Origin of the sequence: Paenibacillus sp. FSL R7-0652 (assembly GCF_038595045.1) — a bacterium.
Classification (GTDB): Bacteria; Bacillota; Bacilli; order Paenibacillales; family Paenibacillaceae; genus Paenibacillus.
The window spans coordinates 3,265,639-3,279,260 of the sequence record NZ_CP152001.1 but is presented as its reverse complement, the minus strand read 5'-3'; the positions used below and the strand labels follow the sequence as shown (position 1 = coordinate 3,279,260).

The 13,622-nt window shown below is 42.5% G+C and carries 12 protein-coding genes; 6 read left to right on the top strand and 6 right to left on the bottom strand.

Annotated features, from left to right (window positions below; all coding sequences use genetic code 11):
• Nucleotides 1-12: 12 nt before the first annotated feature.
• On the bottom strand, nucleotides 13-1,434 hold the full coding sequence (locus MKY97_RS14770) for a family 43 glycosylhydrolase (RefSeq protein WP_342556144.1): 1,422 nt from the start codon (nucleotides 1,432-1,434) through the stop codon (nucleotides 13-15).
• Nucleotides 1,435-1,581: 147 nt separating this feature from the next.
• Here MKY97_RS14770 and MKY97_RS14765 point away from each other — a divergent pair, with 147 nt between their 5' ends.
• The 4 genes from MKY97_RS14765 (at nucleotide 1,582) to MKY97_RS14750 (ending at nucleotide 4,864) form a co-directional block, all read left to right on the top strand.
• Nucleotides 1,582-2,358, top strand: a complete 777-nt coding sequence (locus MKY97_RS14765; RefSeq protein WP_342556143.1) for an AraC family transcriptional regulator — start codon at nucleotides 1,582-1,584, stop codon at nucleotides 2,356-2,358.
• A 732-nt stretch (nucleotides 2,359-3,090) separates the two neighbouring features.
• Nucleotides 3,091-3,615, top strand: coding sequence for a hypothetical protein (locus MKY97_RS14760; RefSeq protein WP_342556142.1), 525 nt, complete (start codon nucleotides 3,091-3,093; stop codon nucleotides 3,613-3,615).
• Nucleotides 3,616-3,754: 139 nt separating this feature from the next.
• A complete protein-coding gene (locus MKY97_RS14755) occupies nucleotides 3,755-4,249 on the top strand; it encodes a hypothetical protein (RefSeq protein WP_342556141.1) in 495 nt (164 codons plus the stop codon).
• A gap of 93 nt (nucleotides 4,250-4,342) precedes the next feature.
• Nucleotides 4,343-4,864, top strand: a complete 522-nt coding sequence (locus tag MKY97_RS14750) for a DinB family protein (RefSeq protein WP_342556140.1) — start codon at nucleotides 4,343-4,345, stop codon at nucleotides 4,862-4,864.
• A 104-nt stretch (nucleotides 4,865-4,968) separates the two neighbouring features.
• On the opposite strand, the gene MKY97_RS14745 is transcribed toward MKY97_RS14750, so the two are convergent.
• Nucleotides 4,969-5,181, bottom strand: coding sequence for a hypothetical protein (locus tag MKY97_RS14745; RefSeq protein WP_342556139.1), 213 nt, complete (start codon nucleotides 5,179-5,181; stop codon nucleotides 4,969-4,971).
• 328 nt (nucleotides 5,182-5,509) lie between these two features.
• Between MKY97_RS14745 and MKY97_RS14740 the strand changes: the two genes are divergently transcribed.
• Nucleotides 5,510-6,250, top strand: a complete 741-nt coding sequence (locus tag MKY97_RS14740; RefSeq protein WP_342556339.1) for an AAA family ATPase — start codon at nucleotides 5,510-5,512, stop codon at nucleotides 6,248-6,250.
• Nucleotides 6,251-6,443: 193 nt separating this feature from the next.
• Here MKY97_RS14740 and uidA read toward each other — a convergent pair whose 3' ends face one another.
• Both uidA and MKY97_RS14730 read right to left on the bottom strand, forming a co-directional pair.
• Nucleotides 6,444-8,231, bottom strand: coding sequence for a beta-glucuronidase (gene uidA, locus MKY97_RS14735; RefSeq protein WP_342556138.1), 1,788 nt, complete (start codon nucleotides 8,229-8,231; stop codon nucleotides 6,444-6,446).
• Nucleotides 8,232-8,305: 74 nt separating this feature from the next.
• The gene (locus tag MKY97_RS14730; protein WP_342556137.1) at nucleotides 8,306-9,658 is read right to left on the bottom strand and encodes a glycoside-pentoside-hexuronide (GPH):cation symporter; all 1,353 of its coding nucleotides are present in this window, start codon (nucleotides 9,656-9,658) and stop codon (nucleotides 8,306-8,308) included.
• Nucleotides 9,659-9,928: 270 nt separating this feature from the next.
• Here MKY97_RS14730 and MKY97_RS14725 point away from each other — a divergent pair, with 270 nt between their 5' ends.
• Complete coding sequence (locus tag MKY97_RS14725; RefSeq protein WP_342556136.1) at nucleotides 9,929-11,176, top strand: helix-turn-helix domain-containing protein; 1,248 nt, start codon at nucleotides 9,929-9,931, stop codon at nucleotides 11,174-11,176.
• 224 nt (nucleotides 11,177-11,400) lie between these two features.
• Here MKY97_RS14725 and MKY97_RS14720 read toward each other — a convergent pair whose 3' ends face one another.
• Complete coding sequence (locus MKY97_RS14720) at nucleotides 11,401-12,390, bottom strand: ROK family protein (RefSeq protein WP_342556135.1); 990 nt, start codon at nucleotides 12,388-12,390, stop codon at nucleotides 11,401-11,403.
• Nucleotides 12,391-12,491: 101 nt separating this feature from the next.
• Nucleotides 12,492-13,580 carry a heparan-alpha-glucosaminide N-acetyltransferase domain-containing protein gene (locus MKY97_RS14715; protein ID WP_342556134.1) on the bottom strand — a complete coding sequence of 363 codons (1,089 nt, stop codon included), beginning with the start codon at nucleotides 13,578-13,580 and terminating at the stop codon, nucleotides 12,492-12,494.
• Nucleotides 13,581-13,622 lie beyond the last annotated feature (42 nt).

The following is a 13,622-nucleotide window of genomic DNA, read 5'->3' as shown; positions in this document are numbered from 1 at the left end:
CGAAAACCTGAATTAACTGAGCGTAAAGGATGCCAGACTTGCGCTTCCCGTTCCCCGGTATGTCAAATATAAAGCCTGCTTGCCGTCCGGAATGGCCGCAGTAGCTGTATAGGGTTTCCACTCGTTGGTGAAATGTACCGGGATTGTTCCCAGAACGGGACCGTCCCATGAGGTTTTGACCTCGAAGGTTCCGCTGCAGTATCCACGCACCTTGATCGTAACTTGATGAACATCTTTACAATTGAAGTATTTAAAACCCGCCGTGGCTGACTCCGTCATGTTCGCAATATAGCCTGTTTCTTCGTCGCCATCCCGGCCATCCTGGGTGATTTTCGGAAAACGGCTGTCCAGCCAAGCGCCTGCACCGAAACCTCCCGTGTACTGTTGATCATCTTGCGTGAACAGATTACATGCGAGATATGCGGGATATTCCCCTTTACCTTCGAGAGGTCCATCGTTTGAACCACAGGAGGTCATTTCAACTTGAGGAATGGATCCATCCGGTTCAAAAGAAATCTTCTCGATACATCCCTGCCGATTGAATGCATCGCCGTTCGTATGTCGGTGATAGAAAATATACCAGTCTGCGCCGATCTCTATGATGCTGCCATGGTTGTTGCCGCCGTAATACATAGGTTTGCCAGCTGGCTTATACGTATCGATATGCAGATCGCAGTTGCTTACAATTACGCCTTGATATTTGAATCCTCCGGTTGGAGATGTGCTGGTCGCGTAACATAACTCGTGCATTACAACAGAGGAATAGACCAGATAGTAGATCTCGCCCCTTTTGCGGATCGAAGGTGCTTCAAAGAATTCATGTCCTTCAAATCCGCTGCCCTCACTATAGGGTTGACTTGGTGCAATAAATACGGGTTCCTCTATAATGGTAAGCATATCAGGCCCAAGCACCGCTGCCATAGCACCATGTCTGGAGCGGTCACCTGGCGCACAGAACCCGGTATACAGATAAGTCCGCTCTCCTTCTGTCATCACACCGGGGTCAAACTGCGGCTCATCCCCTTCTCGTTCTCCGAGCCGGGTACCGTCAGCATATTTTACATAACCATAAAACTCGTACTTACCCGCAGGTTCACTGCATACGGCAACCGAAACCACAGGCACTTTATCGAGTACATAATATAGATAATACCGACCATCGGGACCCCTCGTGACATCAGGGGCATATAGACACATATGACCATCCGGATTCAGTGGATCATCTGTTTTTCGATAAATGACGCCCTCATTCCGCCAATTCCCAAGGTCATCTACGGGTGCAGACCAGCACACATAATCGTTCAGGCAAAAAACATGCCCGTTAAAACGATCATGTGAACCGTAAACGTACACTCTGTCGTTAAATACGTAAGGTTCCCCATCCGGCACGTATTCCCAAGACGGAAGATATGGATTCAGACCTTGTTTTCTCATTACAATGCACTCCTTGTTTAAAATCATTGGTTTAATTAATTCCGCAAATGATGCGGCTGTACCGAAAAATCTTCCTTATAATAGGATTAGTTCGATGTTCTGAAATCGTTGTTACTCCACAACATGTTTGGTAAAGGTGATGAAATCATGAATACTATTTTTTATGCTGAGTATGACGCTGCCCACCACAGTCAATTTGTGTTTGATATTCCCGAAGGTCATGATTGCTGGCTGCTGGTGGTCACACAGACTCCCGCTCTGTTCTGGGTAGATGGTAAACTTCAACCATATCCGTCCCATTGTGCTGTTCTCTACGCACCTCATCAAAAAATATACTACTGCGCTTGTGCAGAACAGTATGTGAATGACTGGATTCGTTTTGACACGGATGAGCTTTATGTAACGGATACTTCTCTCCCGCTGGGGAAGCCATTTCCGTTAGATGACCCTGAATATTGTCGCAAGCTGTTTCAATTGCTGGTTGCTGAGCATTCTTTGCAAAAAGACTATCGGGAGTCATCCATAGATTATTTGCTGCGAACACTGTTTAACAAACTGCTGGAGTCTTGTGATCAAGAAAATATTGGCCCGCAGCATTACCCTCTCATGAAACTTCGGACAGCGATCCACAACCATCCAAGTCATCCATGGACAGTTGCTGCTATGGCCAAGACCTTAAATATCAGCCCAGGCTACCTGCAGTCCATTTATAAAAAATCCTTTGGGGTGTCCTGCATGGATGATGTCATCCACAGCCGAATTCGATTGGCCAAAGAGTATCTCGGACATCATCGGCATACGGTTGTGGAGATAGCTGACAGGTGCGGATACCGCAATGTAGAGCACTTTTGCCGGCAGTTCAAACAGATCACGGGTGTATCCCCTAAACAATTCAAGGAGCATCGACCTGATCGAAGTTTGTAGGCACAAACACTAGGATAAGTGCTAACACATATAAAAAAACACAAACATAAGCTCTAGTAACAACATAAATAGGGTGTTCTTAGTATTTCATGTTGGTAACGCTTTCTATTATTAAGTTAAGGTTTTGCCTACTCGGCTGCAATGATTTATCCTGAATGATTATTGATCAATTCTCAGGTTTGATTGGATGTTGGCGCAAAATGAGAAATTCATGATATCACATTTTATTAATACCGCTTCGTACTTTCTTAAAATCATCATATGTATACGTTCTAAGTATAGTTATTTAATGTACTGCTAGGGTTTAACATTTGTGTCACGCTGGACAGGCTTGGACTTATTCGGCGTCGGATTGTTAAGCTTTTTGCGCTTTTGAAAAGTGATATAGGACGTAATGATTAAAAGTGCGGGAAATCCGATATAAATCAGGATGTATAAAATAATAGGTCCAAAAACAAGAATAATAGCATCTGACGGGCCGTTATATATGCCGTTCTCCTCCTTCATGTAATTATAAATTCTAATGTTTACGATATGCATATTATACAGTGATTACATCTACTGGTCGATGGCGTCATGCTGGATGAAAGTGTTCTTCGCAATACATGGTCAAGGAAGGTTCATATCGTGGATCTGCGGCTCCTTTATTAAGATCTATTTGTAACATTTTCAAACTAGAATCGTTACTTACTTATATATGCAGCTAAACATAAAACAGAAACGAGAGATATCATGAAAAATAAAGCTTCCATGATTCTATTCATGTTGGGATTAGCTATTGCACTTTCTGCTTGTGCTGATGGAAATAAGAGTAATTCGGAAGTAAACCAAACGACCCAAACAGGGAGTGGGAGTAGATCTAAGGATGAACAAACAGCTGCCGAAACAACTGCAGAATCGAAAATTAATTTTGAAAAAGGTGTATTCATAGACTTAGAAAAAGAGAACAATGCCCTGTTAAACGAGCAAATCAAAGAAGTTTTGAAGAAAAATCTTGACGCTCAGGTAAGTCTAGATGAAGAAACCTTCCGAAGTACATTTAAAGACTCGAAGACTGCAGATTCTTACATGGGAAGCTTTGGCGGAGAATATAAGTTTACAGAAATATATAATATTTCAGAAGATAAAACTAAACATCAGATCTTAGTAAACGTTACTGGAAAGATGTTAAGAGATAATGTCATTGAGGATGCCGCTATCACCTATTACTTTGATGCTGATGCCAATAGGAAATGGAGTATTGTGGCGATAGACTAAAAATACGGCCTCTTATTGATAAAGAAATGAAGCTTCAGTATAACGTAGTATTCGTCAAATGGTTTTTTGAGGGATTTCCAGTAAAAAGCAGACTCTCATAATGCTGTAGCACATATACCCATCAGTCAGGAGGTAAAACATGAAAAAAGTAGTCCTGCATTCTTTGTTACTTATACTATCAATAGGGATCATAACTGCTTGTGGTAACATTACGGACTCTGAATCACAGTTGGAAAATAATACCCCTAAAACAGAGCAAACTGAAACTCAAGTTGAGAGTGCCCCTAATATAAAGACAGGAGTTTTTATTGATCTAAATTCCGTAGACAATCCTTTGTTTAACAAGGACATAAAAGTGTTATTGGAGAGAACATTAGATTCACTAGCCAATAAAAAAGAGAAAGAATTCAGAAGCGTTTTTGCAGATGACGGGACTGCTGACGCGCACATGTATTTGTTTGGAAACGATTATGCATTTGAAGAGATGGGAACAGTTGGTGAAGATCAAGAAGGTAGAATCGTAGTAGAAATTAGAGGGAAAGTTGTATCTGATAACGAGGTGAAAACACCCAATTCGTTCTACTATTTTGTAAAAAGCAAACAGGATAAGTGGCGTTTAGGGGCGATTGACTAACCATTTTTCTAGTAACCAATCTATTCTACGGTTTTTTCGAGATTAGTGGTAAAATAAACAAAAAATAGTCTAACGTAAGGAGATTGGTTTGTGATGAACGAAAGACCTACTAAAGAAGAATATGCTTCCTTCTACGAAGGATACATTCAGCTTGTTCCTGAAGGAAACGTAATTGAGCTGCTGGAACAGCAAGGTACACAGGTAAACACAGCGATTCGTGCTCTCACAGAAGAACAAGGAAATTTCCGTTATGATGCTGGCAAATGGAGTGTCAAAGAGGTTTTTGGCCATCTTATTGACAATGAACGCATTATGAGCGGGCGCTTGCTTCGGATCGCCAGGGGCGATGTCACATCTCTTCCGGGTTATGATCAGGACATTCTGATGAGCAGTCATCCGTTTGAATCCTATACCATGATTGATCTGGCGGAAGAATATGCAGCTGTAAGACATTCTACCGTACTTCTGCTTCGTCGTCTCAGCACCGAGGCCTGGTTGCGCAGAGGCATAGTTAACGATCATCCGGCTTCAACGCGTTCTATCGCGTGCGTGATAACCGGACACGAACTGCATCATCTGTCTGTACTGCGTGAACGTTACGGGATTAAGCTGTAATCCTAAGCTTCTGGACAATACAGGCGCTGCTGCTCAACGAAATGAGCGTAATATAAAAAAGGAGAATCTGTTCATCTAACGATGAATAAGATTCTCTTCTCTCTTTAACACGTTTCATCTTGATCTCTTTGCTGCTCTTTTCTCAGCTTGAATACATAATATATTGGTATGAATCCGCAAATGAACAAAATTGCCCCCATCCCTAATCCTTCAGCCCATCCTGTGTTCGCTGCACTTGAAGTTAGGATCATAACTGCGGCAGCAATCAGAAGCAGTACAGTCAGACTGACCATGAAAACTTTCCTTGGATGTTTCACTCCCCTCTCCTGTTCTACACTAACACTGATCGATAAGTAGGCAAAAACAACAGATGTTAAAATAAATATAAACCAAAGCGGATTGCTGCGCATGGATTCAATACCACCTCTGACCAAGTCAGAGCCCAATACAAAAAGAATACCTAGAGTTTGAACAATGTACGTAACCTTAAAATGGTGCAGGTTTCTCAGAATATTGGATTGAGGAACCAAATTTATTCGAGAATAGATACAGAGCAGTCCCTTATCGATTTATTAATCTTGTCATTGTAGAATGAAATAAACAAACGGATTGGAGTGAAGCGAATTGATCGGATCTTCACGCTATTTGAGACAGGTGCAGCTTAAGCGAAATCTGGTTCCTACTTTTCAAGCGTATCCTTTTGATCTGGCAGTGATTCGAAATCTACATACACTTGATTTTCATCCCAAGGTAACCTACATTGTTGGTGAAAACGGCATGGGTAAGTCTACACTAATGGAGTCCATTGCTGTCTCCTGGGGATTTAATCCCGAAGGCGGAACAATGAACTTTTCATTTTCTACTCAGGCTACGCATTCGAACTTATTTGAATATATTCAGTTAGTCAAAGGCCCGCGGCGTCCCAGAGACGGATTTTTTTTCAGGGCTGAAAGCTATTATAATCTGGCAACGACCATTGATGAGTTAGATCGCGAGCCTTCACCGGGACGTCCTATCAAAGATTCGTACGGTGGAAAGTCACTGCATGAGCAATCCCATGGAGAGTCCTTTTTTTCCACATTTGTTCATCGGTTTGGGGGAAATGGCTTGTACATTCTGGATGAGCCCGAGGCTGCATTGTCGCCCCTTCGTCAGATGGCCATGCTCACCCGCATTCATGAACTGGTGCAGCAAAATTCTCAATTCATTATTGCTACCCACTCTCCGATTCTGATGGCGTATCCCGATGCACAGATCTATAACCTGACACCAGATGGAATTGAGATTCAGACGTTGGAAGAAACGGATCATTATCTGATCATGAAGGAATTTCTGAATAACAAAGACAAGATGATCCAGCAGTTATTTGAGGATAACGATAATTAAAACCGCGAATACGAACAGCCGTCAACGGTTTGAATTGACGGCTGGGATGATCTGATTTTTTTTATAATGAAGCATCTCTTCAGCGATGTTAACCAAATCCTCTTTACTGTCAGCATAAGAAAAACAGCTAACCAACCTCATTAGCTGTTTCTCTATATTCACGGTGATTCCTTATGTTATGATGTCTTCTTCCTCAGCTCTTGTAATAATAATCCGGGATGTTGGTCCACCGTTTTTTCAGTTCATGTGCAATAGCTTTCGGTTTGCGATCACGTGTGAAGATGCCTTTTTTATTGCCCTGCACACGGATGATTCCCTGAGTGGTGGCAAAATCAGCAAAGTTCCATACTTGTTCGCCAACAAACTGTTGAAATTCATCAAACACCTCATGGTTTGCTCTATAAAACTCCACTTGGTATTCCTCGGTAAACATTACGGGCTCAACATCATGTAATCCGGCAACCGTGTCCGCTCCGTATTCCGTCATCATAAAAGGTTTATGCGGGCATCGTTTCAACCAGCCATTAAATTCGGCACGAAGCTTTTCTTTGGCCGAGTCCAGATTACCCCCATCGACATACCATCCATAGTATCGGTTAAAGGTGAGAATATCCAACAGCTCGGCAATCTGATCCTTTTCTGGCGAGGATTCCATCTGAGTAACAATCGTAACCGGACGTTTCTGTGGATCTAATTCTCTCGTTAGATCAATCAATGGTTTGAAATATTCGTAAGCCCCCTTTTCTTCAGAAGCAGGTTCGTTAGCAATATTCCACATGACCACACAGGCGTGATTTTTGTCCCGCTGTATAAGCTCGCGAATCACATCCTGGTGATGTTCAAACGTATCGAGTTCGTCCCATGTATTCTTCAGCACACCACCACGATGAACAACCAGCATGTTCAGATGCATACCGACCGCTGGCACCTCATCAATGACTACAAACCCTTCCCGATCGGCAAGTCTCATGACTTCTTCTGAATAGGGGTAATGTGCAGTACGGAAAGAGTTGGCTCCCGTCCACTTCATCAGATTAAAATCGAGTACATTGGCTGGCTCATTAAAACCTCTGCCATGCATGGTTGTATCTTCATGCTTGCCGTACCCTTTGAAGTAGAAAGGTTTATCATTAATGAGGAATTTTCCTTCCTTCACTTCCACACTTCTCACCCCAAACGGCTGTTCATAAACGTCAATCGTTTCGCCTTCGGCTTCCAGTTCGACGCGCAGCGTGTACAAGTAGGCATCTAATGGTTCCCACAGTCTGACATTTGGAATGATCATTTTACCTGACTGGCCTTCATATTCTGCAACCATCGTGCCGGATTCTTCGATAATTTTCACTCTAACCGAAGCTGTTCCAGTAATATCAATCGAATACTGAACCTGACCATCCAGTTCGGTCACAATGCTAATATCTCTAGTATAGGTCTTTGGTGTTGTGTATATTTTTACAGGTCGATGCAAACCAGCATAGTTGAAAAAATCGAAGTTCGGCAGGTTCTGCAGTGTTTTTCCCCCGCCAGAAACCTCCTGCTCAATGATAGAGCCAACGGGTAATGTCGTTTCATCTACGATATTATTTACTGCGACGGTTAAGCGATTCTTCCCTTTTTGCAGATAACGGTTTATTTCAGCTTCAAAAGGCAAAAAGCCTCCTTTATGCTCTATAACAAACTCACCATTCACATACACTTTTGCTAAATGAGTAACTGAACCAAATCGTAATACGATTCTCTCATGATGTATTGAATCTGGGAGCGTAATATCACGTTCATACCATACCCAGCCAACATGGTCACGAATTTTCGCACTTACTCCGATGTCATTATAGGATGCTGGAACCACCATACACATCGGGTCTAGTAGTTTTCCAAGCTGCCAGTTTTCTTGAAACCCTGCTCCTTCATCCAGCTTGAAATTCCAGATTCCATTGAGATCTATGATGTGACGTGTCTCGGTCAATATAGGGTATAACATATAAACATCTCCTCCATCTTTGAAAAATAAGAGCTTCTTCTACCTCCTGTCGAGTACACCATATAAAACTAGTATCAGTTCATCCTTTTTGTATTGATATCGCTTACAAGTTGGGCTGTACGTTTCTTGTTCAGCGGGTATAGAAAAGCAATACAGATAAATACGAGAAACAGACCACAAGCTGGTACAAGTGTTGCTAGAAAATATATGCCTTCAAGTGTGCGTGGTGTCTGCACCTCAAGTGCAGCGTTATATCCAACAGCCGCCATAGCTGCCCCTCCAATGCCTCCGGCTACGGCCTGTCCGACTTTACGTGAAAAAGAATAAATGGAGTAGATCGTAGCATCCTCGCGTAATCCGGTGACATGTTCATGATAGTCTACCAGATCCGTAATAAAGGCCCAGCTAATGAGATTGAACAGAGCATATCCGAACAACCCAACGAAGAGAATCGCCATATATTGAACTGCCGAAAGATTCGGAATGAGATATAAAAGCAGGTAAACTACGGTTGAAAGTAAAAAGCCTGCAGCAGCTACTTCTTTTTTTCCAAACTTCGCTACGAGCGGTTTGACTAACGGCATCCCGATAAATATAGGGGCGGATTGAACCAGACTAAACACACTGAGCAGTTGGGCATTACCAAAATAGTCTTTGAACAAATACGTATTAACCGTACCAATCAGCATTAAATTGATTAAAAAAATAAGTGATCCAATCAAAAAGACGATCAGCGGTTTATTTTTCAAAAGACCATGCAGCGTTTTTCTCATATTGGTGTTTGGTTTCTCATTCGCATCCGGGATGACACGTTCGATGGATAATTTATAACATGCCATATAAGAAGCAATGGACAGAATTCCAAAAATGACGGCTCCCAGCATGAAACGAGTGGCATTCGCTTCGTTATTAACAAATAAGAGCAGTGGACCCACAACACCGACAAATAATTGCGCCAATGTGGCTCCCAGCGATCTCCATGTAGACAGCACCGTACGTTCTACAGGGTCCGCAGTAATGACGGATGCCATGGAGCCGTATGGGATGTTAACAGTGCTGTACAGCGTTCCCCATAGAATATATGTGACATAAGCGTAGGCAAGATAGAATCCGTTGGACATGCCCGGGATATAAACAAACATGAGTACCCCGGAGATTACAAGCGGGAATGACATGCGATAAATCCAGGGTTTAAATTTACCGTGTTTTGATGCTTTTCGGGTATCAATAAAGCGCCCCCACGTGACATCTGCTATGGCATCCCATAAACGTGCTAACAGGAATAAACCTCCGACGGCAGCCGGATTAATATGAAATACATCGGTGTAAAAGACCATCAAAAACGAAGCAACCAAAGCAAAGAAGAAATCGTTCCCAAAATCACCAAACAAATAGCCGAATTTATCCTTATATCCAAAAGGACGCATAAAAATCCACCTCTCTATTTAAAATGGGCAGCAACTGTGCAGGCATTCTTTACCATTTAATGCAGATACTTTTGGTAACGCTCTCATTTCAAGTTATACGTTTTCTGTTTATATTGATCGAGCGGCTGATCCCCCTTAACTCCATGCTTGAAATCGATTTCATAAAAAATTATAATCGGTTTTGTAATGTTTCATATGGTATGTTTCACATATAAAAAGGAATATTCACATTTGATTTTCACTACTCGGAATGAAACGGAGAATTAAGGGATGTATAACTGCAGCGTTGAAAATATTGAATATATATGTAATATGACACATCATTTGTACAATGTACCTGTTTACTATGTTGACAACCAGTACAAGCTGACCTATCAAGTCACACCTGTAAATTTTCCGCGTAACCCGCTATTCCCCTCTGAATATGAGATCATGACAGATCTATTCTCCAACATGGAAATACAGCAATTTCCTGTCCTCCGTGAAACGATTTATCTGGAGAAATATTTCGCAATACGTATCTGTGCTGATCATCAGTGGAACGGAAGCATTATTGTAGGACCGATCATTAATTTTCGAATGACAGAGGAGATTATTCGCGTTACCTTGAGCGATCTATTCACCCAGGCGGATAACAAGGAATTGAAAGAATATTATGATCGTGTACCTGTAATGAGTAACTTTAATTTTATTCATCTCAGTATGGTTGTTTATTTCATGCTCTATCAGGAACAATTAACGCTGGATGACATCCTGATGAAGAATGAGAATGAACGCTCGAAGAAAGAACTGGAGATTGAGCAGCCCTATAACCAAATCATTGATGATCGCCAAAATAATCTAATCCATACCGAGATCGATAAAGAAAAGAAACTTTTTGATTTTATTCGATTAGGTAGAACAGATAAAGTACTTGAAACGTTTCATACGATTCATAAACAAGGCAAAAAAAGTGTATTGTCCAAGACGAGTTATTTGCGCAGTCAAAAAAATCTGGCGATCTCCCTCATCACTCTTGCAACTAGATCAGCGGTAGAGGGCGGCGTGTATCAAGAGATTGCTTACAATCTAAGTGATCTATATATCCTAAAAATTGAGGAACTAACGGATAGCCAGGGGGTGGAGGATTTAATGGAGGATGCTGTGCTCGATTTTGCGGAACGTGTCGAGCATAGTAAAAAACACAAATATTCGAAGCCGATCAACATCTGCCGAAATTATATTTTTAACCATCTAAATGAACGAATCACGATTGCTCAGCTGGCTCAAATGACTGCCTTGAACCCTAATTATTTATCCAATTTGTTCAAAAAAGAAGTAGGTATCTCGATCTCACAATTCATTTTAAAAACGAAAATTGAAGAAGCTCAAAATCTGTTGATGTACTCTCAATACTCTTTAGCAGAGATTTCTATTCTATTAAATTTTTATGATCAAAGTTATTTTGCAAAAGTGTTTAAAACTTATACGGGGTGTACACCCAAGCAGTTCAAAGATCAAAGAAATAATGACAAATAATGAATTAAGTTTATACCATACTAGGGCGTGTCATGAAACCCGCTGAAGTGCATCTTTTACCCCCTTTACGCCCCCTGCTGGCTCCTTTCCCTTGACGTGCCTCGACACGCCTGCGGTAAACTTCCTGGTATGAAACGGAAATTCGGCAAAATCGGCTTCCTTCAGCGTTCTCAGACATACCCTAAAAAACCGCTATATCAGCGGCTTTAATAAGTTTCTCTGGATTACTCTGTTCTTACTTCATTCTTCAAAGAAAGCCTTTGGCCTGCATAGGCGGCGGCACCAATCATGCCTGCCTGTCCTCCCAGTTGGGCCTGCTTAATTGTACAAGCGCCGGAAGACAGCTGTAATGTATGCTTCTGAACCGTATCACGAACGGTATTTAGAAGTCGATCTCCAGCTGCCGACATGCCGCCGCCAACGATAATCATCTCTGGATTGAACAGATTGATGACGTTGGAAAGACCGAAGCCCAACAGTTCTCCTGTCTCATGCATAACTTCTACAGCAAGCGGATCCCCAAGGTCGTACGCATTCGAGATCAGATGAGCTGTAATTTGGGTCTGATCTCCCTTCACCCAATCCTGAATTATACTGGTTCGGCCTTCACTCAGCTTATCCGTCAAAGTTCGAACCATCCCGATGGCTGACACGTATCTACCTAAACAACCAGAGCTTCCGCAGCGGCAGGGGCGTCCCTCTCTATACATATTCATGTGGCCGATTTCGCCTGCACTGGATGTTGTCCCATAGATCACTTTTCCATCACTGACAATGCCGGACCCCAGCCCTGTACCTAAAGTAATCAATACCAAGTTGCGGTAACCTATCCCTGCACCAAATAACCATTCACCATACAGATTTACACGCACGTCATTGTCGATAAAAACAGGAAATGAGAAATATTTATTCATGTGGTCTACAACTTGAATATGTTCCCATCCGGGAAAATTCGGTGAAAATATAGACAAACCCGATGCTGGATTCAACAAACCAGGCACGCCGATTCCCATACAGTGGACCGAATCAGGATGGATCCCCTCGGACAACATCATCTCTTGGGAGATCTTCACCATTTTATTCAATACGTGCAGCGGTCCTTTATCTGCTTCTGCGAGATCACTTCGCTCGTGGATTTTGTTAAATTCCCTATCGAAGACAGCCGATTTAATATTAGTGCCGCCCAGATCAATGCCGATCATATATTTACTCATGCCAGATCTCCAATCTTGACTAGTGTGGTAACAGTACTATTGACCCATGATAACAGAACCAAGGACAGATACAACCAAAAATATGTCGTTGTTAGAAACGATTATTCCCATCGCCGCATGAGTTGTTCCAGCGGTCCGCGGCTGTGATGATTTTTCCAATAAAACGAAAATACCGCAGCTGCAGCGTAAAATATGAATGCATAGATTGTTGAAAACACAATGCTGCCATTTTCCAATAAGCCAGTTAACTGAAGTGGAGCAAGTCCAACCATGATATGCGCGACATAGTGTGTAAGAGAAAGCTGTCCTGTACGGATGAACGTTTGAACCCACCTGCTCTCCCTCCACCTCTCGGCAGCCTGAATGCAGATAATAAGTACTGTAAGTGCTGATGCAGCTGCAGCGAAGAAGTACATCAGGTTAGGCGGCATCGGTTTTGTACCGAATAGATATCGGGCGCCTTCTGAGCTTAATAACGGTGTGAGTCCTTTCATCATATAACGAGAAACCATTTCCATGAATACAGCAGCAGCTGCTGCGATGAGAAGGAGACGAGTTCTTGCTTTTTTTCGTGTCAACCAATCCTTTCTGCCCAGCCACATGCCCAAAAGAAAAAATGCCAGCCACGGAAAAACAGGATGGAATCCATTAAACAGCAAATTCCGAGTAAAGCCGGATAACGTCCATACATTTTCATATTCATGGTAATTCGCCGACCAGCCGATGCTGTAGTCCAGAAATAACAACTGGAAGATGGTCACAACAAGGATGCCTGCAGCTCCGAGAAGAAACTTTCGATCCGTAGACTGCAGCAGCAGCGCCGCCACCGCCAAGAATACTGCGTAGTAATGCAGAATATCTGCACTCCAGCCAATTGCAAGCAGCAGCATGCCTGTTACAAACAAAAATGCCGCTCTTCGATACAGTGTTTTTTGTGCCGTTAGAATCAGCTCACGTACACCCGAAGCTCTCGCCTTGGCTGTCATCAGCGAAACCCCTATGCCGGCAAGAATAACAAACAGCGCAGAAGCGCGCCCCTCCAGAGCTTCGGTTACCTTCTGCAGCCATACGGGTCCGGCATCTTGTGCATTCATCGCCAGCTTGTAATTGACCAGAATCATACCGATAACAGCGAGTGCTCTGGCCAAGTCCAGTCCGAAAATCCTTTCATTTGATTGATAAATGTTCATATTTTAACTCCCTCCGATCCACCTCTATGATGTTTGCCACTG